At 61.7% G+C, this 18,600-nt stretch carries 18 protein-coding genes; 12 read left to right on the forward strand and 6 right to left on the reverse strand.

Annotated elements, in window-relative coordinates:
- The 4 genes from ACFWAD_RS04880 (at window position 1) to ACFWAD_RS04895 (ending at window position 3,972) form a co-directional block, all read left to right on the forward strand.
- Window positions 1–363 carry a cupin domain-containing protein gene (locus ACFWAD_RS04880; protein ID WP_378541803.1) on the forward strand — a complete coding sequence of 121 codons (363 nt, stop codon included), beginning with the start codon at window positions 1–3 and terminating at the stop codon, window positions 361–363.
- A 14-nt stretch (window positions 364–377) separates the two neighbouring features.
- Complete coding sequence (locus tag ACFWAD_RS04885) at window positions 378–1,814, forward strand: aminobutyraldehyde dehydrogenase (RefSeq protein WP_378542910.1); 1,437 nt, start codon at window positions 378–380, stop codon at window positions 1,812–1,814.
- A gap of 302 nt (window positions 1,815–2,116) precedes the next feature.
- The gene (locus tag ACFWAD_RS04890; RefSeq protein ID WP_378541805.1) at window positions 2,117–2,374 is read left to right on the forward strand and encodes a hypothetical protein; all 258 of its coding nucleotides are present in this window, start codon (window positions 2,117–2,119) and stop codon (window positions 2,372–2,374) included.
- Window positions 2,371–3,972 carry a N,N-dimethylformamidase beta subunit family domain-containing protein gene (locus ACFWAD_RS04895; RefSeq protein WP_378541807.1) on the forward strand — a complete coding sequence of 534 codons (1,602 nt, stop codon included), beginning with the start codon at window positions 2,371–2,373 and terminating at the stop codon, window positions 3,970–3,972. The genes ACFWAD_RS04890 and ACFWAD_RS04895 overlap by 4 nt, the downstream gene beginning before the upstream one ends.
- Window positions 3,973–4,055: 83 nt before the next feature.
- Here ACFWAD_RS04895 and ACFWAD_RS04900 read toward each other — a convergent pair whose 3' ends face one another.
- A complete protein-coding gene (locus ACFWAD_RS04900) occupies window positions 4,056–4,742 on the reverse strand; it encodes a nucleoside/nucleotide kinase family protein (protein ID WP_378541809.1) in 687 nt (228 codons plus the stop codon).
- A 124-nt stretch (window positions 4,743–4,866) separates the two neighbouring features.
- Between ACFWAD_RS04900 and ACFWAD_RS04905 the strand changes: the two genes are divergently transcribed.
- The 5 genes from ACFWAD_RS04905 (at window position 4,867) to ACFWAD_RS04925 (ending at window position 10,956) form a co-directional block, all read left to right on the forward strand.
- On the forward strand, window positions 4,867–5,460 hold the full coding sequence (locus ACFWAD_RS04905) for a TetR/AcrR family transcriptional regulator (RefSeq protein ID WP_378541811.1): 594 nt from the start codon (window positions 4,867–4,869) through the stop codon (window positions 5,458–5,460).
- 45 nt (window positions 5,461–5,505) lie between these two features.
- On the forward strand, window positions 5,506–6,384 hold the full coding sequence (locus ACFWAD_RS04910) for a crotonase/enoyl-CoA hydratase family protein (RefSeq protein ID WP_378541813.1): 879 nt from the start codon (window positions 5,506–5,508) through the stop codon (window positions 6,382–6,384).
- A 14-nt stretch (window positions 6,385–6,398) separates the two neighbouring features.
- Window positions 6,399–8,042, forward strand: a complete 1,644-nt coding sequence (locus ACFWAD_RS04915) for an AMP-binding protein (protein WP_378541815.1) — start codon at window positions 6,399–6,401, stop codon at window positions 8,040–8,042.
- A gap of 99 nt (window positions 8,043–8,141) precedes the next feature.
- The gene (locus ACFWAD_RS04920; protein WP_378541817.1) at window positions 8,142–9,695 is read left to right on the forward strand and encodes an acetyl-CoA hydrolase/transferase family protein; all 1,554 of its coding nucleotides are present in this window, start codon (window positions 8,142–8,144) and stop codon (window positions 9,693–9,695) included.
- A 37-nt stretch (window positions 9,696–9,732) separates the two neighbouring features.
- Window positions 9,733–10,956, forward strand: a complete 1,224-nt coding sequence (locus ACFWAD_RS04925) for a PucR family transcriptional regulator (protein ID WP_378530679.1) — start codon at window positions 9,733–9,735, stop codon at window positions 10,954–10,956.
- Here ACFWAD_RS04925 and ACFWAD_RS04930 read toward each other — a convergent pair whose 3' ends face one another.
- A complete protein-coding gene (locus ACFWAD_RS04930; protein WP_378541819.1) occupies window positions 10,957–11,784 on the reverse strand; it encodes an SDR family oxidoreductase in 828 nt (275 codons plus the stop codon). It abuts the gene before it with no gap.
- A 183-nt stretch (window positions 11,785–11,967) separates the two neighbouring features.
- Between ACFWAD_RS04930 and ACFWAD_RS04935 the strand changes: the two genes are divergently transcribed.
- Complete coding sequence (locus ACFWAD_RS04935) at window positions 11,968–13,200, forward strand: PucR family transcriptional regulator (RefSeq protein WP_378541821.1); 1,233 nt, start codon at window positions 11,968–11,970, stop codon at window positions 13,198–13,200.
- A gap of 4 nt (window positions 13,201–13,204) precedes the next feature.
- Here the strand turns inward: ACFWAD_RS04935 and ACFWAD_RS04940 are convergent, their stop codons facing one another.
- Window positions 13,205–13,552, reverse strand: a complete 348-nt coding sequence (locus ACFWAD_RS04940) for a hypothetical protein (RefSeq protein ID WP_182261544.1) — start codon at window positions 13,550–13,552, stop codon at window positions 13,205–13,207.
- A gap of 225 nt (window positions 13,553–13,777) precedes the next feature.
- Between ACFWAD_RS04940 and ACFWAD_RS04945 the strand changes: the two genes are divergently transcribed.
- Window positions 13,778–14,863 carry a TerC family protein gene (locus tag ACFWAD_RS04945; RefSeq protein ID WP_378541823.1) on the forward strand — a complete coding sequence of 362 codons (1,086 nt, stop codon included), beginning with the start codon at window positions 13,778–13,780 and terminating at the stop codon, window positions 14,861–14,863.
- Window positions 14,864–15,038: 175 nt separating this feature from the next.
- Window positions 15,039–15,968, forward strand: a complete 930-nt coding sequence (locus ACFWAD_RS04950; protein WP_378541825.1) for an alpha/beta hydrolase — start codon at window positions 15,039–15,041, stop codon at window positions 15,966–15,968.
- On the opposite strand, the gene ACFWAD_RS04955 is transcribed toward ACFWAD_RS04950, so the two are convergent.
- Genes ACFWAD_RS04955 through ACFWAD_RS04965 form a run of 3 tightly spaced genes read right to left on the reverse strand, consistent with a single transcriptional unit; the run spans window position 15,951 to window position 18,501 of the window.
- Window positions 15,951–16,604, reverse strand: a complete 654-nt coding sequence (locus ACFWAD_RS04955) for a Dabb family protein (protein ID WP_378541827.1) — start codon at window positions 16,602–16,604, stop codon at window positions 15,951–15,953. The genes ACFWAD_RS04950 and ACFWAD_RS04955 overlap by 18 nt on opposite strands.
- 10 nt (window positions 16,605–16,614) lie before the next feature.
- Complete coding sequence (locus tag ACFWAD_RS04960) at window positions 16,615–16,962, reverse strand: hypothetical protein (RefSeq protein WP_378541829.1); 348 nt, start codon at window positions 16,960–16,962, stop codon at window positions 16,615–16,617.
- A gap of 60 nt (window positions 16,963–17,022) precedes the next feature.
- A complete protein-coding gene (locus ACFWAD_RS04965; RefSeq protein WP_378541831.1) occupies window positions 17,023–18,501 on the reverse strand; it encodes an MFS transporter in 1,479 nt (492 codons plus the stop codon).
- Window positions 18,502–18,600 lie beyond the last annotated feature (99 nt).

Here is an 18,600-nt window from a genome sequence, read left to right on the forward strand (position 1 = left end):
GTGAGTGTCGTTGACATTCGAACCTTCGGACCCGGCCAGGGGACGCAGTTCGTGCCGGAATGGGGTGATGATGCGAGCGCGAATTGGTCCGAATCGGAATGGCGATCGTTCGGTGATCCGGAAGGTGAGTACTTCGGCGGTGGTTGGGAAGGGGAGCCGGGCACTCTGCTGTGTGACCCTTACCCGTACGACGAGGTCTGTGTCATGATCAGCGGCCGGGTGGCGCTGATCGACCTCGATGGAAACCGTCGCGAATTCACCTCCGGTGATGCATTTTTCGTTCCGAAATCATTTCGTGGGATCTGGGAAACCGTGGAACCATCCAAGAAGTACTTCATCGCATTGCCGGGATCATGCTCGTGAGTGTTGCCTCGACCATGGGCGTCGAAGTCTTCGGCCACGTCATCGACGGTGTCTGTGAGACATCACTTGGAAATCTGTCCCAACTGGTCAATCCTGCGAACGGCGAAGTCTATGCGCGTGCGGCCGTTGGTTCTGCGGAAGACGTTGATCGAGCATGTCTGTCTTCGGAGATCGCTTCCAGGAAGTGGCGTCGATCAACGCCTGCGCGGCGTCAAGAGTTGCTACTGGCACTGGCGGACGCTCTGGAATCGAATGCGAAGTACTTCCTCGAGGTTGAATGCCGCAGTACCGGAAAGCCTCTCAGGCAGGTGCGAGACGACGAGATCCCGCAGTGTGTCGATTTTCTGCGGTACTTCGCTGGTATCGCTCGCTCATTGCCGGGTACTGCCGCAATGGAATACACCGAGGGCGCCACCTCGTATGTCAGGCGAGAGCCGATCGGTGTAATCGGTGCAATCGCACCGTGGAATTATCCGCTGATGATGGCGGTCTGGAAGATCGCACCGGCACTCGCGACGGGAAACACCCTCGTGCTCAAACCGGCTGAAGAGACTCCGGAAACTGCAGTAATGCTGGGAGTTCTTGCTGCGCAGATCTATCCACCTGGAGTGCTCAATGTGGTGTGTGGCGATCGCGATACCGGAGCCGCGCTTGTCGCTCATCCGGCGCCTCGCATGATCGCGCTGACGGGGTCGACGAGAGCGGGTATTTCGGTCGCCAAGGCGGCATCCGAAGACGTCAAGCTTTTGCACCTCGAGCTCGGAGGTAAGGCTCCAGCTGTCGTGTTTGCCGATGCGGACCTGGACGGAGCAGTCGCGGGGATCGTTGCCGGCGCCTTTTACAACAGCGGTCAAGATTGCACCGCTGCAACGAGGATTCTCGTACAACAAGAGGTAGCGGAAGAGTTCACCGAAAAGTTGACGGCTGCGGCCGCGGACTTGAGGTTGGGAGGCCCGGACTCGGGCGATTGTCTCGGCCCTCTGGTCAGCCGCGCTCATCGTGATCGGGTGGCAGAGTTGGTAGAAAGACGTTCCACAAATGCGAACGTACGTGTTGGTGGAGGGCAGCCTGCCGGATCTGGTTTTTTCTATCTGCCGACTGTCATTTCCGGGGTGCGGCAGGACGACGAGTTGGTTCAGGAAGAGATATTCGGGCCCGTTGTCACGGTGCAGTCGTTCTCCACTGAAGTCGAGGCGATCGAACTTGCGAATGGGACCAAGTACGCTCTCGCGTCGAGTGTGTGGACGTCCGATCACGGCACTGCGATGAGGATGACTGCCGAACTGGACTTCGGCTGCGTCTGGGTCGGCGTGCACGGGGCTCTCACCGCGGAAATGCCGCACGGCGGCTTCGGTGGTTCGGGTTACGGGAAGGACCTGTCGGAGTTCGCGCTCGCGGAGTACACGCGGGTCAAGCACGTCATGCACGTCATGCACGTCACGAAGCCATAGTTCACTCGAATTCGATTGCGATGACGGCTACAGCCTGGGGGTCGATCGTCCCCAAGCGTCACACGACATGACGGCACTTCATGAGGTCCAATCGTCACTGGAAGACAAACCTGACGGACGGTTGTTGCGCGAAAGTAAATTGCCGAATCGTTTCACTGCAATATATTGACAGCGCTGAAACGATTCGGCACTCTCGTAGTTCGTTGGGCAACATCGGATGAACCTCGAATGAATCTCGGATGAACCTGGCACCCTCGTTTCAGTCCAAAGCGCATGCTTGCGAGAACTCACGGAGTCACTTCATGATCGACGGAACCGTCCCGCGGCAGGTGGGCAAAGATCCCACCTTGTATTCGCCCGAATCCATCCAGGGGCATCGGACGGGAACGGTCGACAGCGGGCATGCGGTCTTCCATGTCGTCACTGTCACCGTCACTGTCGCGCCGCCGGCCGTCCCGGTCCGGTTTGCGGCCCGCGGACCTATGCCTGCAGGTACGGCGCGCTACGGCTGCTTCACGCCCTCGGGCTTGGACCCGTCGATCGAGCGGCCTGTGGCGTGAGCGAATACGCATGGTCGGTCCCCGGTGGTTTGGTCGAACGGCCGGGGATCAGTCCGGGAGGGCCGGAGATCTGGGTGTACGCAGACAAGTTCTCGTATTTCGCCGGCGACACCGTCTCCATTCGGGTGCACACCACCGCTGACGAATACGACCTCGAGGTGGTGCGAGACGGCGCGCGTCCGCAGAGCATCGTCAAGTACCTCGGTCTCCCGGGAAAACAACAGTCGACGCCCGACGACGCCTATGCGGTTGGTTGCGATTGGTCGGAATCCGTTGCCTTCACCGTCGCCCCGAACTGGGCGTCGGGGATGTATTTGATTCTGGTCCGAATGCGACACGAAGGTGTGGTCGTAGAACGGGAGGGTTTCTTCGTAGTCAAGGCGCGTGAAACCGACCACGCCGACCTTGTTCTCATTCACACCACGAGCACGATGTTGGCCTACAACGACTGGGGTGGGGCAAACCATTACCGAGGCGTCCCGGACGGTTCCGGCGACGTGCCGACACCGTTTTCCTCGACGCAGCGGCCCATCGCGCGAGGCATGTTGCGCAAACCTGCAGGCGCAGCACGTAATACACACTCCGATACGCCGGAAATTGGATGGATTCCGCGTCATCCGCCGTACGAATGGGCGTGGGTGAACGGCTACTCGCGTCACCACGCTGACGCGTTCTGGGCCACGTACGAACGCCCCTTCACGGTGTGGGCGGAAGAGCAAGCCTTTCTTGTGCACCACGTCACCCAGCACGACCTGCATGAGGATCCTTCAGCACTGCAGGGGTATTCGTGTGCGGTCATCGTCGGTCACGACGAGTGCTGGTCATGGGAGATGCGTGACCGTATCGACGGATTCGTCGAAGGCGGGGGTTGTTTGGCGCGCTTCGGCGGGAACTTCCTGTGGCAAGTTCGTATCGAGGGCGATACGCAGGTCTGCTACAGGGACCCTTTCGAAGATCCGATCCGTGAGGTCGACCCGACGAGGGTGACGACTGCGTGGGATTCGCCCGAAATCAGCCGGCCAGGTGCGTGGACTATGGGTTCGACCGCTACGGCCGGCGTCTACAGCCGTTACGGCGCAACAACTCCCAGGTCTTCCGGCGGTTTCACGGTGTATCGCCCTGACCATTGGGCGTTGAACGGAACCGATCTGTATTACGGCGACAACTTCGGAAACTCTCTCTGTATTGCCGGTTTTGCCATGGACGGCGTGGACTACACGTTCCGAAAGGGCCTGCCGTACGCCACCGGAGTCGACGGCGCGCCCGAAGACTTGGAGATCATCGCGATGGCACCGGCGGTGTCGGGTTCACGGGACAAGTGGAACGGAACGAGCCCCATCGGTGCGCCCTTGGCGGACGCGCGGGGAATCGTCGAATGGTTTTACGGGAGTGAGCCACCCGAGCATCTTCGTGATCTCGAGTACGGATCGGGAATGGTCACTTGTCACAGGCGAGGTCGCGGGACGGTGTTCAACGCTGGTTCTACCGAGTGGGTGAACGGACTGATCAATCACGATCCGTTTACCGAGCGGATCACCGCAAACGTGCTGAATCTATTTGCTGCGCAACTCTCGAACTTCAACGTGAAAAACAATTGACGAAATCCTCATGGCAATAAATACGAACGTATGTATTGCCAGCGAAAAGCATGTGTGAACTGTGCCTTCGTCCCTGCAGTCGGTCATTTTCGTGGTGATGCAGGATGGTGAAATGGTTGACGAGAAGGTGCAGGCACGATCTCGACGATCAGATCCGCGCGCGACCTGACTTCCCTGATCAGGTCGGCGTTCGGCTGATCTACCCGTTTCACCCACTCGGCAGCCGCTTCGGAACTCTTTCCGAAGCGGCTGTGGCGTGTCACCAAGCGTTCCGTGCGAGTCGCCTCCGGAACGTCCAGATACCAGACCTCGTCGAGTGTCGCACGCACTTCAGGCCACCCACCGGTCGGTAGGAGAAGATAGTTCCCTTCGGTGACGATCAACGGTGTATATGGATCGACGGAGGTTGCACTGCCGATTGATTCGTCGATCTCGCGATCGAAGACGGGGACGTAAACGGTGGCATCCGAGGTTTGGAGCCGGCGCAGTAGAGCCGCGTATCCGCCGGCGTCGAAGGTGTCCGGAGCGCCTTTGCGTGCACGCCTGCCCAGCTTGTCGAGTTCCTGATTGGCAAGATGAAAACCGTCCATCTCGACGACGGCGCAACGAGAACCAAGTTTCCGTGCAATAGCCTGTGACGCCGTCGATTTTCCGGCTCCCGGCGCTCCCGTGATGCCGAGGATGTGCCGGCGGTTGTCGGTGATCAGGGAATTGGCGCGTGAGGCAAGTTCATCGAGCGTCAGTGAGACGGTCGGCGGAGTGGTCTCCACGCGAAGCTCCATCCTGTATGCGGGTCGGGTTCCTCGAGCGTACGCGCGGAGCCGAGACCTATTGACAGTCTAAATGGACTGTGAAACTGTGAGCCATGCCACTCGAGAAGCTGGAGGTGTGAGCGTGACTCTGCGTGATGTGCAGCGCGAAGCGACACGCCATCGGATTCTCGACGCGGCAACGGATTTACTGATCGCGGACGGGTATTCGTCGTTGACGACGCAGTCGGTGCAAACCGCTGCCGGAGTCAGTCGTGGCGCTCTGCTTCACCATTTTCCGAACATGCAGGAGTTGACTGCGGCGTTGGTGTCGAACATCGTCGTGCGGAACGAGGCGGCAGTAAGAGCGGCGATGTCTCGGCAGGATCCGTCGGTGGACACGATCGAGAACTCGATCTCCGCTTTGTATTCGGCGTTGACTCGGCCGCCGTTTCAAGCGGAACTCGAACTGTGGTCCGCAGCTCGGACGGATCCGGGGCTGGCCGAGGTGCTTCGAGAATCGGAGCGTGCCGCCGGGCGGGATCTGCGGCGAGTTGTCCACGACGCTTTCGGCCCCGAAATTGTTGCTTCCGAGAACTATTCGCAGATTGCAGATCTGACGGTGCTGATGCTCCGTGGTTTGGCGCTGTCCCGGGCAGTGCAGAAGAGCGACGCCTCCGCGCGTCGTTCGATCAGTCAATGGGCAGGCGTCGTTCGCCTGCTCCTCACCCAGAACTAGCGCAACTCGTTCCGATCGAGGTGTGCTCTGTCGACAGGACCGATGATGACGGATTTTGCGACCCTGAAGTACGAGACCTCGGACGGTAAGGCGTATATCACGCTCAACCGACCCGATCGGCTCAACGCGATCGATGACGTGATGCCGTCGGACATTCGAAATGCGGTGGCAGCAGCCAACGACGACGACGATGTTCGCGTGATCATCTTGCAAGGTGCGGGCAAGGCGTTTTGCGCCGGGTACGACCTCAAGAAGTTCGCTGAAGGAGACCTCGACGGAAAGTGGAACCAGGGACCGGTATGGGACCCCATCAAGGACTTTCGGGGGATGAAGCAGAATACCGATGACTTCTTCACGCTCTGGCGATCGCTCAAGCCGACGATCTGCAAGGTTCAGGGTTACGCAATCGCCGGCGGGAGCGACATCGCGCTGTCCTGCGACATGCTGATCATGGCCCACGACGCCCACATCGGGTACCCGCCTGCGCGCGTCTGGGGTTGCCCGACGACGGCGATGTGGGTGTATCGACTGGGAGCCCAGCGGGCCAAGCGAATGTTGTTGACTGGCGACACTATTGACGGTGTCACGGCGGCAGATTGGGGATTGGCACTCGAAGCGGTGCCGGCCGATGAATTGGACTCGGCAGTGGAAGCGTTGGCGGATCGCATTGCCGGTGTCCCGCTCAATCAGTTGGCTATGCAGAAGATGATGATCAATCAGGCGTACGACAATATGGGGCTGCAGGGCACTCAGGTGCTGGCAACCCTGTTCGACGGAATCACGCGTCACTCTCCGGAAGGGCGCTGGTTCAAGGATTTTGCCGAGCGCGACGGATTTCGTGCCGCGGTGCAATACCGCGATTCCGGGCGCAAGATTCCAGACGGAGGCGGGCCGCTCCCCGCGTCCGACACCCCTCCTCGATAGAAAGTGGATGTGAGATGAGCAGTGTTCTCGAAACGTCGTACTTCCCCGCTGACGTGTCGGACCCGATTGCGGAACAAACGGTGGGCGGGTTGCTGCGAGAGTGCGCCGCGGACTCGCCGAATCTGGTTGCAATCAGAGAAGTAGTTCCGGCGCAATCGCATTCGTTGTCCGGGGCCGCCCAAACCGATCGTACGTGGACCTTCGCGCAACTGCTGGACGAAGCGGAGGGGTGTGCGCACTACCTCTTGTCCCAGTTCGATCGCGGAGACCGGATCACCGTCTGGGCTCCGAACGTTCCGGAGTGGATGATCCTGCAATACGGCGCCGCGCTCGCCGGAATGGTTCTGGTGACTGCCAATCCGGCGTTGGGTGCGGAGGAACTGGCGTACGTCTTGTCGCAGTCCCAGTCTCGCGGGCTCTTCCACACCGGAAAGTTCCGCGGCGGTGACATGGCAGCGGTGGCGTCCGAGGCAATTTCGATTGCGGGAGAGGAGGTTCTGGCAGTCAACTTCGAAGACTGGGATCGTCAGGTTCGAGGTTGGACCGGCGAGCGGGGTGCTCTGCCGGAAGTCTCTCCCGATGACAATGCGCAGATTCAGTACACGTCGGGAACCACCGGTGTGCCCAAGGGTGCATTGCTGCATCACCGAGGTTTGGTCAATAACGCCGATTTCGTCAGCCGGAGAGGTCAATTCCCCGAGCGGGGTTCGGTCGTCTCGGCCATGCCACTGTTCCACACGGCCGGATGCGGCATCCTGGTTCTCGGTGCCGCACAGCGAAGAATGTCCATAGGCCTGATCCAGTACTTCGATCCGGTTGCGGTTCTCGATGCGGCAGAACGCTTTCACGCCGACGTCGTCAGTGGAGTACCGACGATGCTGATCGCCATGATCAACGACGCGACCTTCGCCAGCCGCGATTTCTCGGCGTGCTCAGTGGTCGTATCCGGTGGATCGTCGGTACCGCCCGAACTCGTCAGCACGGTGGAGTCGGCATTCGGTGCGGGATTCAGCATCGTCTACGGACAAACCGAAGCCAGTCCCGTGATCACGCAGACCAGTCCGGCCGACACCCCCGAAGACAAGTCGGAGACGGTCGGCCTCGCGTTGCCACAGGTCGAGGTGAAGATCTCCGACGTCGTGACCGGGGACAGCGTTCCGCTCGGCGAACAAGGTGAGATCTGCGCTCGCGGGTACCTCGTCATGACCGAGTACTTCCGCAATCCTGAGGCCTCGTCCGCGACCGTGGACAAGGACGGGTGGTTGCATACCGGCGACTTGGGGACGATGGATCAACGTGGATACGTCCGGGTCACCGGGCGCCTCAAGGACATGATCATCCGCGGCGGGGAGAACATCTATCCGCGTGAGGTCGAGTCCGTGATCTTCGCGCATCCGAAGATCCTCGATGTGGCGGTCGTCGGTGTTCCCGACGAGGTGTGGGGTGAGCGGGTGGTTGCCGTCATCCGCTGGAAGGACGAATCCGACCAGCCGACCGCCGCCGAACTGGTCGAGTTCTGCAACGAACGACTGGCGCGCCACAAGGCACCCAAGGAATGGTTCAGCGCGGAAGCATTCCCACTGACAGGCTCGGGCAAGATCCAGAAGTATCGGATCGCGAGCTTGGTCAGCGAAGGCGTGTACGGCATCGTCAGCTGATCGGAGCACATAGCACGTCGGGGCATATAGCACGTCGGAGCGATTCTGTCTGGGTTATCCCCGTAAATCGCTTCGACGTGCCGTGTTTATCCTGATGGCGTGAGTTCAACCCTCGGTGAGACCGGACACAAAGCTATCTCCAACCGCATCCGCGCCACAGCCTTTGCGTCGAAGGTGATGTCCGCATCCGACGCCGTGAAGTTCATCAATCCGGATGACACTGTCGCGATCAGCGGTTTCGCAAGCGCCGGTACGCCCAAGGTCGTCATCCCGGCCCTGGCCGAGCGTATTCACCAGACCCGCGGCAACGGATCGAACTTCACGATCAATCTCCTGACCGGTGCTTCGGTGTCCACCGAGACCGAAAGGCTGCTTGCCGAAGTCGACGGAATCGCACTGCGCATGCCGTATCAGTCCGAGGCCACCGCACGTCGCCGGATCAACGACGGTCGTATGGACTACGTCGACATCCACCTCTCCCACGTGGCTCAGCAGGTGTGGGAGGGCTACTACGGCAATGTCGACGTCGCGGTGGTCGAGGTCGCCGGTATCACCGAATCGGGTGAACTGATTCCCTCCGCGTCGATCGGCAACAACAAGACGTGGCTCGACGTCGCCGACAAGGTCATCCTCGAGGTCAACTCCTGGGTGCCCGAGGCGATGGAGGGTATTCACGACGTCTATTACGGCACGGCGTTGCCGCCGCATCGCAAGCCGCTCCAGATCATCCGCGTCGAGGACCGGATCGGTCAGACCACGTTCCGGGTGGACCCGGCCAAGGTGGTGGCCGTTGTCGAGACCAACTGCCGAGACAGCGCGAGTCCGCTCTCTGCGCCCGACGCCGTCAGCGAGGCGATCGCCGGGCACGTACTGAAGTTCTTCGACTTCGAGGTGCGCGCCGGACGGATGCCGGCTGATACGTTGCTTCCGCTGCAGGCGGGCATCGGCAATGTCGCCAACGCGGTGCTCGGAGGTCTCGATCGCGGGCCGTATCGCGGGTTGACCTGCTACTCCGAGGTCATCCAGGACGGGATGCTGAAGCTGATCAAGGACGGCACCGTCGCGCATGCGTCGTCGACGGCTTTGGCGCTCACCGACGAAGGCATCGAGGAACTGACTGCGAACATCGACTTCTACCGCAACCACATCACGCTCCGTCCGCAGGAGATCAGCAACCACCCCGAGGTGGTGCGCAGACTTGGAATCATCGCCATGAACGGGATGCTCGAGGCCGACATCTACGGCAACGTGAACTCGACGCACGTCATGGGGACGAAGATCATGAACGGAATCGGCGGTTCGGGGGACTTCGCCCGCAACGGCTACGTGTCCATGTTCTTGAGTCCGTCGACGGCCCGCGGCGGTGAGATCTCGGCGATCGTGCCGATGGTTCCGCACGTCGACCACACCGAGCACGACACTCAGGTCTTGGTCACCGAGCAGGGGTTGGCTGATCTGCGCGGTTTGTCGCCGCGGCGCCGCGCACGCCTGATCGTCGACAAGTGTGCTCACCCGGAGTTCCGGCCACTCCTTCACGATTACATCGCTCGCGCCGACGCTCAACCGGGTGCCGGGCAGACTCCGCACCTCCTGGGCGAGACATTCTCGTTCCATCAGCGCTACATCGACACGGGCTCGATGCGGCTTTCCTGACGCCAAGCAAGGCCGCGCACAGTGAGAGAATGCGAGGGTGAGCCGAACCGGGGTACCTGACGACGCCATACGCCGGGTCGCGGCGGCAGGGGCGGACGACGCCGGTGGCCTACCCGTCGATCTGCTGGGCGACTTCCTCGACGTGCTCAGCGACGCTGTCTGTGACGGGAAACCGCTGCAGCGTCGTCAGTTGCACCGTTTCCGTGCCCGCGGTGAAGAAGCAGCGCAGCAGGGTGTGGCCCTCAGAGCGCTGCTCGATCTGTACCTCTCGTCGGCCTGGCGTCTGTGGCGTGAGCTTCCCGCTGTTGTTGCGGCGCAATCGGATCCGAATGCCGTCGTGGCGGCCGGCGAAGTCATGCTCCGCGCCGTCGACGATGCCGTGGCCGAACTGGCCGAAGGATTTCAGCTGGCCAGGCGATCTCTGGTCCGCTCGCAGGTATCGGCACGCCGTGAGTTCGTCGACGACTTGTTGACCGGCGGCGCCGACGTCGTCGGATTGTTGGGTCGCGCTTCAGGATTCGGTCTCCACCTCAGTGGTCCGCATGCCGTGGCAGTAGTGACCGCAGCCCGCGAGTTCACCGACGACAACCCTTTGGTGCGAGCTGTCGAACGTGCCGTTCTGGGCAGCAAAGGTGACGCCGACGCGCTGGTTGCCAGCAAGAGCGGCAAACTGGTCGTCGTTTTCGCCGCGCCGGATCGCGATGCCGTCGACCACGTGCTGGCCGGGATTCGGTCGGCTCTCGGACCGGGGACAGGCGCCGTAACCGATAACGACGGGCGAGTGCAGTTGCAGCGACGCGTATTGGACGGCACTTGGCAGATCGCGGTCGGGCGCCCGCGCGCCACCGCTTCGGGCGTGGTGGCGTCGTACCGGGAAGCGCTCGACGCACTCGACCTGGCGCAGCGACTGTCGTTGAACGCACCGATCATCGACGCTCGCGATCTGCTGGTCTACCGGGTTCTGGTCAACGACAGACCAGCGGTCACCGACCTGATCCAGACGCTTCTCACGCCGCTGCTCGAGGCACGCGGCGGCGCTGGGCCGATGATCGACACCCTGCTTGCGTACTTCTCCGCCGGCGGCAACACGGCGAAGACCGCCCGAGACCTGCATCTGTCTGTCCGCGCGGTGACGTACCGCTTGGACCGCATCCGCGAACTCACCGGCCAGAACGTCAACGACCCCAACGACAGCTTCGCGCTGCACGCAGCTGTGCTGGGCGCGAAGTTGCTCGATTGGCCTGCCACCGAGCTGACCTGATCAGCTTGCGCGGGCGCGTTCTTCGTAGGCGGCACGTGCTGCGGTGTCGACGTCGCCGAGAAACTGCGTCTCGACGCCGAACAGGCGGCTCAATGCCTCGTACGGTCGCCGGGGGAAGAACCCTTGCGCCTGGACGAGTAGTCCGGACGCTCGCGTAATGCGCACGCGTGGTCGAGGTTTGGTGATCAGTCCGACGATGGCTTCGGCGATTTCTTCCGGCTGAACCTCGCGGAATCCCTTCATTCCCGAAGTGCCCGAGGTGAGTTGGGTGTTGGTGAGCGTCGGCAATACGGACGAGACGTGCACTCCGGTGCCACGAACTTCCTTGCGGACCGAATCGGTGAATCCCAAGACTGCATGCTTGGCGCCGCAGTAGGTCGACAAACCCGGGCAGGGGAGTTCGCCGGCAAGCGAAGCGATGTTGATGACGTGTCCGCGCCCCCGCGGCAGCATCCGCCGCAATGCGAGCTTGGTTCCCGTGATCACGCCGAGGACGTCGATCTCGATGATGCGCCGGGTCACGGTGTCGTCCTCGTCGACGATCCGGCCGACCGGCATGATGCCCGCATTGTTGACCAGTACGTCGATCGGGCCGAGTTCACCTTCGACGGTGTCGAGGAAGTCGAAGAACGAGGCGGGATCGGTGACGTCGAGACGTCCGAACGTACGGATGCCCAAATCCTTGCTTGCCTGCGCGAGAGTGGCTTCGTCGATGTCGCCGATCGCGACCGTCGCACCGAGGCTGATGAGGCGCTTCGCGGTGGCGTATCCGATGCCTCGGGCGCCGCCGGTGATGACCACTACCTGACCGTCGAAAGGCTTGTCCATTTGCTCCAGCGTCTCCAAAGATAGGGGATGGGGTTGCAGTGAGGTAAATCTGCAGCGCCGTGAAACTGCGGTGAGATGTGATTGTGGACCAGCCGAAGCCGGGTTACTAGGGCTTGATGCCCGAACTCGAACGCTAGGTTTGTGACAAAGTCACAAATGGGGCCACGAATCGGGGAGACGGATATGGACACATCGGAGTTGGACGGCTGGATTGCAAATCTCGCACCCATCTATCTCCAGCCGGAGGTGATCGACGGTTTTGTCCTACGCATCGACGACGCCATTGCCCTGGCCAACCCGGAAGTCGCAGCGGACAGGGAGCTGCGACGCGATGTGGATGCAAGCACCGCGGCGCAGCTCCGCGTCATCGTGGCCGCGATCGCGGGTGGTTCCCAGGAGGTCACGCCGCCGGCGGAGTCGATTGCGCTTGCGCTCACCGTTGCCAGGCGCGGAATGGATCTTCGAGTCCTGCTCAAGATCTACGGCGCCGGACGCCTCGCGATGCTGGGTTTCGTCGACGAGTCGATCGAGGCACTCCCGATCGGTCCGGAACTCAAACGCGCACTTCTCGTTCGGGTGTGGGGTTCGGCGATGCGATGGCTGGAGGTGACCACCGAATTGTTGGTGGCCACATATGCGCAGGAACGGGAGAGCTTGGCGCGCGGCGCTTTTGCGCGTCGATCCGAGACCGTTCAAGCGATCGTCGCCGGCGAAGCTCTTCACTCCGAAGAGGTTTCGCAGATTCTCGATTACCCGATGCGGCGCCACCATACTGCATTTGTTCTCTGGACGGACGACACCGACCCGGCTGCAGACGTATTGGCGCGATTGGACTCGTATGCACGTTCCTTGGTGGGCGAGTCGAACGGCGAGCGTGTGCTGACGCTACCTTCGGGTGCGCGCGAGGTGTGGTCGTGGGTCGCGCATTTCGGCCACCTGGAGTGGGCGTCGCTCGATCATGCTCGGAATGGGGATCTTCGTGTCGCAGTGGGGGCCAGCGGTTACGGAATGGAGGGATTCGCTCGCAGTCATCGCGAGGCGCTCGCCGCGCAGCGCGTCGCAGTCCGGTCGACGGGTTCTTCGCCCGTCACCGTCTACGAGGACGTTCAGGTTCCCTGTCTGCTTACCGAAGATCTGGGCGAACTGCGTGCGTTGGTGGCTCGGGAACTGAAAGGCCTGGGCGGCACGGACAGCGTCACGACGCGTATCCGTGACACCGTCCGGGTCTATTACGAGACCAATTGCACTGCAGCGGCTACGGCCGCGGCGCTCGGCCTACACAAGAACACTGTGCGGTACCGACTCGATCAGGCCGAAACGCTACTAGGTCGCAGCGTCGACGATCGGCGCCTGCCGACGGAGTTGGCTCTCATCGCTCTGGAGAGCTACGGGGTCAGCGTCTTGCCCGCCGGGTGATTCGCTACTGCATGTCGTCGAGGCCGGGGAGCGAGTAGCCGGAGTTGTCATCCCAATCGGCAGGGGTGTCGTCGAGTGAAACGTCCCAGTCTGCGTCCGGCACTGCTCTGCGAAGCTCGGTCAGAGCGTTGAACCAGTAGACGAGCGAAGGAATTACCTCGGTCGGATCGCTCGAGATCTTGGTCGAACCGTTGAGCAGAGTGTTGGGGATATCCGACGGGTAGAGGTCCAGGACCTCGTAGTCGAACGGAAATTCGTCGTTGTGGACGGCGATGAGTCGGTCGACTTCGGCCTTCTCGTCGTCGGTCAGCGGTGTAGTGCGGACGGCGGAGTAGTACAACGAGGTGCTCATGCTTGCCAGGCTAGAACAAGATGCCTTCCAACGGCGGTTTCGGCCGCAACACCCTCAGATTGCAGGGTATCGGCAACTTCAGGTCTAAAAGTCGTCGATATTTCGACAGGGATGGATAGAAGTCGGCAAGGAACACTGGAGAAGACGGCGAGACGGCCGTCCGAACCCAGTGAAGGAGCTCCCCGTGACCGCAGTCATCAGTGCCATTCGGGTAGGTGGTCAGCGATGAACGTTCCCATGTGGGCGTGGGCCGCGTTCGCCGCAGTCATCGTCGTCATGTTGCTCATCGACCTGCTCGCCCACCGCGGCGCGCACGTCATCGGCTTCAAGGAAGCGGCCTGGTGGAGTGCACTCTGGGTCGGTTTGTCTCTCGTGTTCGCGGTGGTTGTCACCCTGACCTTGGGGGTGAACTCGGGCGTCGAATTCACCACGGCCTGGCTGTTGGAGAAGAGCCTCTCCGTCGACAACCTCTTTGTGTTCGCCCTGATCTTCGGTTACTTCAAGGTGCCCCGTGAGTACCAGCACCGTGTGCTGTTCTTCGGTGTCATCGGCGCCCTGATCTTCCGCGGTATTTTCCTCGCCGCCGGCGTTGCCGTGGTCAGCAAGTTCACGGCCGTGCTGTTCGTCTTCGCCGCCATCCTGCTCTACAGCGCGTACAAGCTGCTCAAGGATGACGACGAGAGCTTCGATCCGGGAACCTCGCTGGCAGTTCGCCTGTTGCGCAAGATCATGCCGGTCCGTGAGGAATACGCCGGAACCAAGTTCTTCGTCAAGGAAGCCGGAAAGCGCGTCGCAACACCGCTGTTCGCCGTCGTCGTCGCCATCGAAGCCGCCGACCTCGTGTTCGCAGTCGACAGCGTCCCGGCAGTGCTGGCAGTGAGTGACGATCCGTTCATCGTGTACTCCAGCAACGCGTTTGCGATCTTGGGACTGCGTGCCCTGTACTTCCTGCTCTCGGGTCTGCTCGAGAAGTTCCACTACCTGTCCAAGGGTCTGTCGATCATCCTCGCCTTCATCGGCGTGAAGCTGATCATGCAGGCCAGCCACAAGGTGATCAGCACGTCGATCCCCGAGATTCCCTCACTGGTCAGCCTCGCGGTGATCATCGTGGTGTTGGCAGGCTCGATCATCCTGAGCCTCAAGAAACCGCTACCGCAAGAGCCTGACGCCGACGAGGTTGCGCCCGGTGACACTCCGGTCGAGCTCGGGAAGGCAGGCAGTGAAGCCGAGACAGAGGCTTCGGGCATCGAGCTCGCGGCCGGCGATCGTGATGACGACGACGACAAGGTGGATGCTCGCAGTAGGAGCTGACACCTGATCGGCTGAACCGAATCGATAAGGGAGACCACACAACGAGGTGTGGTCTCCCTTCTCGTTTCTCACGACTCTCGCTACAAAACAGACCACTGATCGGGAGGGTGTGTTCTCACTCAGCCGTGGGCGATTTACCTTGGCGAATGCCCGACGTCCGAGATCAGGAGTGCCCATGACAATTCACGCGGAAGTCGTCACAATGCTGGCCACGCTCAACGCAGCATTCCCGGACGTCACCAGCTTCGACCCGTCGGAGTTACGCGCTTTGCTTCGGAATCGGCGAGCTCCGCTGGAGCGGCTTCCCGACATGCGTGCAGTCGACGATCTCGCAATCGACGGCCCTGGGGGGGATCTGTCGATCCGCGTCTACCGCCCGCACGCTTCCTCCGATGCCATTCCGCTGGTCGTCTTCGCTCACGGCGGAGGCTTCGTGTTCTGCGACCTGGACAGCCATGATGAATTCTGCCGGTCCATGGCGGAAGGTGTCGGCGCCGTTGTGGTCTCCGTCGATTATCGTCTGGCCCCTGAACATCCCGCCCCGGCAGCACACGACGACGTCTATGCAGCAGTGGAGTGGGCAGCGAAGCACGCGGCAGAGTACGGCGCTGACCCGAGCAGGATCGTGCTGGCCGGTGACAGCGCGGGTGGCAATCTTGCTGCGACAGTTGCCATTGCCGCCCGCGATCGTGGAGGTCCGGAGGTTGCGGCGCAAGTTCTCATCTATCCCGTGATCGACGACGATTTCGACACCGAGTCCTACCGTCTCTACGGCACCGACCACTACAACACGACCACGGCCATGAAGTGGTACTGGGACCAATATGCGCCCGAACGCCGAGATGACGTGCGGGTGATACCTACTCGGGCAGAGTCGTTCGCCGATCTTCCAGCGGCCGTCATCGTGACAGCTGAGCTGGATCCGCCGTGCTCGGCCGGCGACGAGTACGCGAAACTGCTTGCCTCGGCCGGCGTCCCGGTGCAGCATCATCGCTTCGACGGGCTATTTCACGGGTTCCTCACTATTCCGTCGTTGTCGCTCACGGAACCTGCACGACAGAAAGTTTGGGCGATGATTCGCGAGGCGTCAGCCGTCACTCGATAGGAGTTCTTCGCTCAATTCGCCGAAGGTATGACAGATTCTGTCCCGAACAATGACTTCGGTGCATTCGGGGTCGAACCATCGATCAACGACGCCCCAATGGATCGGATGGTCGAGGTATTGGGTCTGCAGTGACGCGAGATCGGTGAACTCCTGCTCCCACACATGGGTCCACGGTGCTTCGTCACATGCAGATGGTGCGCCGGTCGCTGCGCTCACTCGACTGAGCCGCCAGGCAGCGATCGAGGAGATATGCGCGGGCATCTTCAGCAAGTCGCTTTCGAAGCGTTCGATTGCGTCCTCGGGGGTATGGGGTGCAACGCGAATCAGCAGCGCTCGGTACACCCCGTTCGGGCCGGTGGCGCGCGAGCGACCCTCGGTTCCGGAAGCGTACTCGGCGCCGTGAAAGCGCTCGACGGCGTCGTGGTGAAGTCCGGCGTCAACGGCACCGCGAGCGGCCTGCCACGACGCTTCGTCCTCGAACTGGAGATGCATGATCAGATCTCCGCCGTTGATGACGCCGGGCAGTGTGGCGGTGACGAGATGGCGAACTGATCCAGACGATTCTGCCACTGCTGCAATGGTGTTCATCGCATCGACCCAGCTGGCCGAGTCCTCGGTGTCGGCTGCAAAAACCACCCTTGTGACGTTATACATCGGCCAGTCCCTCGACGTCGTCGGCAGCGGCAGCCATGGTGCGGCTTCGTTCGGCAATGAGCGGAGCCGTTGCGTCCCACCATTGCCGGAGAGTGGCGTCACCGCGGCTCGAACGAGTCATCTCCCACCAACCGGCGGTCCCCTCGACGGTCCACGTGATCGTGACGATGTTGGACTCGTCCTCGGCCCACAGCGGCGGACTGACAAGTATGTTGTCGAGAGTCAGGTTGCGGCGACTGGCATTCGGCAGGTAGCCGGCGCGAAATTCGTCGACGAACTTCTGCCCACATCCGGGATTCGTGACTATCCGGTCGATCACGTAGAGCGTCTCACCTGGCATCTGCGCAGGCTACGGTGCGCTTAACCCCCTGCGGTACTTCCGATCTCACGCAGCGGGAGGTTACTCCGTGGAGGCTGGGGAACGCGCCGGGCGCAGACCCAGCCACCCGACCACACCGACGAGGGCGAAGGCCACGGCGGCGGTCACGAACGTGACGGTGAAGGCGGATTCGCTGGGCAGAGCGGCTACGCCCTCGGCCAGGTTCGCGATGGTCATCGAGGCGAGAATCGTGGTTACCACTGCACTGCCCATGGCGCTGCCGGTGGAACGGGAGATCGAGTTGATGCCGTTGGCTATTCCACTCTGGCGATGCGGAACACTCGACATGATGATCGCGGGCAAAGCCGCGTAACCCAGGCTGACGGCGGTGCCGATCACGATGCCGGCACCGATGACCGATGCGGTGTGCGTGTGGTCGTATGCGAGCCAGGCGAACGGCACCGCACCACAGATCGCGGTGAGTCCCAGGACGAAACGTGGCCCGCGCACTCTGATGAGGCGCCCACCGATCGGTGCCGCGATCAGCGAGGCGATCGCTCCCGGCAGTAGGAATTCCACCGATGCACGCAGAATGCTGGCGTCGAATCCGTATCCCGTGAGGGCGTGGGGAAGTTGCACGAGATAGGAGATGCCCAGGAAGTTGGCGAACATTCCGAAGCCCAGCATGACCCCCGCCAGGTTCGCCATCATCACGGGCCGGTGCACGAACATTCGCATGTCGACCAGTGGTTCGTCGACGATCTTCTCGATCCAGACCCAGACGGCGAACATCACGATCGAGCCCAGGAATACACCGATGGTCAAGGGCGAGAACCAACCCCATTGGTGGCCTTGCGAAATCGACAACAGGAGCAGAAGGAGTGCAGCGCCCAGGCTCAGCGCACCGATGACGTCGACGCGCCCGCCGCTCTTGTGTTTGGTTGCCGGAACCAGCGTGATGACGGCGACGAGAGCAAGCAACGCGAACCCGGTGGCCATCCAGAAGGCGTTGCGGTAATCGGCATCCGGGGCCGATGTGAGAAGTCCGGTGGCCACGAGGGCGAGTCCACTGCCGAATGCAAGAGTTCCGCTGACCAATGCCATCGCGCCGGGGAGCTTGTGCGGGCGAACCTCTTCGCGCAGAACCGAAAGAGCCAGCGGGAAGATGGCGGTGGCAGTTCCCTGGAGGACGCGTCCGAGGATGAGAAGTGGCAGATTGTGTGCCAGTGCGGCGACGATCGAACCGATGACCATCACGATCAGAACGCCGACCAGCGTGCGCTTCTTGCCGTGCTGGTCGCCGTAGCGGCCCAACAGGGGAGTGAAAACGGCGGCCGAGAGCAATGTCGCCGTCGTCACCCAACTGATGCCGGCCGCGGATGCGCCCAGATCGGACTGAATACGCCCCAAAATCGGGACGGGCAGCGTCTGCATCATCGAGACGATCATCGCGGCCAGGCTGAGCGCCCCGATGATGACGGCCTCGCGGCGCGGCGATGTTACGACGGATATATCCGGGGTGTCGCAGACCGTTGGTTGCGCAGCACTGTCGGTCGTCACTGAATTCGTCAAGTGGGTCCTTCTCGGGAATTACAAGAGAAAATGCTTAATGTGGCGAAGTAATTTTCTCTGGATGGTAAGTCCGCGAGATCGATCCCG

The organism is Rhodococcus sp. NPDC059969, assembly GCF_042738325.1.
Classification (GTDB): Bacteria; Actinomycetota; Actinomycetes; order Mycobacteriales; family Mycobacteriaceae; genus Rhodococcus_F.

What these genes read in the sequence shown, in the direction of transcription:
- ACFWAD_RS04950 (WP_378541825.1), top strand. Translation starts at nt 15,039, where the DNA reads ATGACAATTCACGCGGAAGTCGTCACAATGCTGGCCACGCTCAACGCA.
- ACFWAD_RS04935 (WP_378541821.1), top strand. Translation starts at nt 11,968, where the DNA reads ATGGACACATCGGAGTTGGACGGCTGGATTGCAAATCTCGCACCCATC.
- ACFWAD_RS04885 (WP_378542910.1), top strand. Translation starts at nt 378, where the DNA reads ATGGGCGTCGAAGTCTTCGGCCACGTCATCGACGGTGTCTGTGAGACA.
- ACFWAD_RS04910 (WP_378541813.1), top strand. Translation starts at nt 5,506, where the DNA reads ATGACGGATTTTGCGACCCTGAAGTACGAGACCTCGGACGGTAAGGCG.
- ACFWAD_RS04940 (WP_182261544.1), bottom strand. Translation starts at nt 13,552, where the DNA reads ATGAGCACCTCGTTGTACTACTCCGCCGTCCGCACTACACCGCTGACC.
- ACFWAD_RS04945 (WP_378541823.1), top strand. Translation starts at nt 13,778, where the DNA reads ATGAACGTTCCCATGTGGGCGTGGGCCGCGTTCGCCGCAGTCATCGTC.
- ACFWAD_RS04960 (WP_378541829.1), bottom strand. Translation starts at nt 16,962, where the DNA reads ATGCCAGGTGAGACGCTCTACGTGATCGACCGGATAGTCACGAATCCC.
- ACFWAD_RS04915 (WP_378541815.1), top strand. Translation starts at nt 6,399, where the DNA reads ATGAGCAGTGTTCTCGAAACGTCGTACTTCCCCGCTGACGTGTCGGAC.
- ACFWAD_RS04930 (WP_378541819.1), bottom strand. Translation starts at nt 11,784, where the DNA reads ATGGACAAGCCTTTCGACGGTCAGGTAGTGGTCATCACCGGCGGCGCC.
- ACFWAD_RS04890 (WP_378541805.1), top strand. Translation starts at nt 2,117, where the DNA reads ATGATCGACGGAACCGTCCCGCGGCAGGTGGGCAAAGATCCCACCTTG.